The organism is Streptomyces nanshensis (assembly GCF_001751255.1).
GTDB lineage: Bacteria > Actinomycetota > Actinomycetes > Streptomycetales > Streptomycetaceae > Streptomyces > Streptomyces nanshensis_A.
This window is the reverse complement of the sequence record NZ_LJGW01000092.1, coordinates 9894-12405: the sequence shown is the minus strand read 5'-3', so window position 1 is coordinate 12405 and position 2512 is coordinate 9894. Positions and strand designations below refer to the sequence as shown.

The 2512-nt window shown below is 75.8% G+C and carries 2 protein-coding genes; both read left to right on the top strand.

The features are described 5' to 3' along the window. Positions 1–289 (top strand): hypothetical protein (locus AN218_RS36405; RefSeq protein WP_420855937.1); only part of this gene is annotated, 289 nt, incomplete at its 5' end. A gap of 1369 nt (positions 290–1658) precedes the next feature. Then, on the top strand, positions 1659–2330 hold the full coding sequence (locus tag AN218_RS04650; RefSeq protein WP_070015336.1) for a hypothetical protein: 672 nt from the start codon (positions 1659–1661) through the stop codon (positions 2328–2330). Positions 2331–2512: the final 182 nt, after the last annotated feature.

The following is a 2512-nucleotide window of genomic DNA, read 5'->3' as shown; positions in this document are numbered from 1 at the left end:
GCTGTACCGGCGCGAGCGGGTCGAGCTCGAGCGGGACCGACGGCAAGGCGCCGCGGGTACGGACGGCGGGGCGGAGCAGGAGCAGCTGGTTCCCGTGGAGGAGGTGGCCGCCAGGCTCGGCTACGCCGGCGCCCGGGAGTTCAACCGGGCGGTGCGGGAGGGGCGGGAGAGCTCGCTCGGCGCAGCGGACGGGACGCTGCCGCCGGCCTCCGGCCGGGGCCGGCCCCGCAAGGCCTACCGGCGGGCGCGGGTGGAGGAAGCGGTCACCGCCCGGCGACGGCGGGGATAACGGGGGCCGGGGGGACTTGCCCGCAGGTTTCGAACCCTGTACAGTTGTGACTGTCGAATCCCGGAAGGGTGCGGCACGCGGAAGGGCCGGTGGAGGACCGCCCGGAAGCGGCCCGGCACACCACCGGCCCCGATACCGATACCGATACCGCCAACAGCCCTGCAGATACCCAGAGCTGGGGACGGACCCCGGCAGTCTACGGGCCCCACAAGACGAAGGAGGACGCGGTGATCCGCGCCAGCAACGACACCACCGGACAGCCCGGCCGTCCGGTCACGACCGAGGCCGAGATCGCCAAGCGGGCCGGTGTGCCCCTCTCCACCTGGCAGCGCCGCGAAGCCCCCCGCTTCCGGGCCCTGGTGCCCGACCTCTTCGACGTCCAGGACGCGCCGGGCCTCACCCGCGTCTACGACCTGGCCCAGGCCGAAGCCGCCCACGCCACCCACGACCCCGCCCGCATCCCGGCGCTGTCCGACCGCGAGGACCCCGAGGACCGTCTCGACGCCCGCGAGGCCGCGGCCTTCCTCGGCATCACCGCCGACGACGTCTACACCCTCGTCGCCAAGGGCTACCTGCCCCCCGGCGAGAAGGTCCGCACCGCCCAGGGCAAGCTCATCAACCGCCTCACCGTCTGGCCGCGCCGCGTCCTGGCCCACCGGCGCGACAACCCGCCCGCCCCCAGCGGAGGACGCAAGCCCGGCCCCCAGCCCGAACGGCGCAAGGCACACCCCTACCAGGACGACCCCCGCGTACCGATCGCCGCCGCCGCCCTCACCAAGGCCGGGAACGCCCCCACCTCCCGGACCGCCGCCGAACTCGCAGCCGAGCACGGCGGCTCCACCCGCACCTGGGAACGCCTCCTGACNACCCGCACCCGCCACTGACCGCGTGCGTCCCTGACCCGCTGCCCAGGCGAGGGACGCACACTGCCCACCGGTCAACTGCGCTCCCCACCGCACGCCGGGCGAGACCTCGACAGCTTCGCCCGCCGGGCCGCCGGCATGCCCGCCTCCGCGTGCACCCTGTCCCGGGCCCCGGCCGACTGCCCACCCGGGGGCGCCGACGCCACCGCGCAGGCCACCGCGCAGCTGTGGAAGACAGCCGCGGCCGTACGTGCCGGGCCGGCGGTGCCGGCGGAGGAGCAGCGGGCGCGCGGTGGGCTCGACGAGGCGCAGCTGGGCCAAGGCGCCGGCCGACTCGCCGGGTCCCACAGCGCGGCGTTCGGCGGTGGGCAGGACTCCGGAACCAGGCGGACAGCGAGCAGGAGCAGTGTCGACGACGCCGAGATGACGGTGGATCACGATCCCGCCGGGGCGTGCGGGGTACGGTGATTGAGACTTGCAGGTTACAAAGAAGCTGGTGGGGTGCCATGGAGCGAGGGTCGCGGTATCCGGTGTCGGTCTGGGCGCCGTTCGGTGCGCGGGACCGGTTGAAGCGGGTGGTGGAGGCGGAGCAGCCGCGGGGCATCATGCTGCGTTCGGAGCCGGCGTGGCGTACGTACGGGCTGTCGCGCGTTGAGGCGGCGAAGGTGCGGGCGCGGCGGCGGGCGGAGCTTCAGCGCCGGCGGGCGGAGGGGGAGTTGCTGGATACCCAGGACGCGGTGATCGCGTGGGGGGTGCGGCAGGAGCTGCGGGCGCGCGGCTGGGACCGGGAGTGGCCGGCGGCGCCGGAGGCGGCGTGGGACCAGGGGAAATGGCCCGGCTCGCGGGACGGCGGCTTCGCGGAGAAGATCTCGGTCCGTCTGGACTGGCTGCTGGTCGAGCGTACGGTCGCCGCCTGCTGGGAGACCTCCCGCGAGGCGATCGAGGCGCTGCGCCGGTGGCGCGACGAGCACCCCGGCCTCGTGACGCCCCGCTCCCGGCCGGACAAGGAGGGCCGGGAGCAGCTGGTGGGGCCGCTCGCCGAGTACGAACGGCTCTCCGCCCAGGTCACGACCCCCGGTCAGATCTGGCGCGGCGGCCTGGAGCGCGGCCTGGCTCACGCCGCGGCGTCCGTACGCGAGGCCGGCACCGCCGCCGGGGGTTCGGGGGACACGGAATGACCACCCGGCGCCGCGTACGTTGCCCCGGCCGCCGTGCGCGGGGCAGGGCGTACGGGCGCAGCGCGGCCGGCAGAACGGGGCTGCGGGGCGCGGCGGTTGGCCGGTCGTGGCCTACGGCGCAGCGCGGCGGGGTAGCATGGCAGGGCACTTCGTGTGCCCGGCAACCGCGCCGCGCCGAGGGG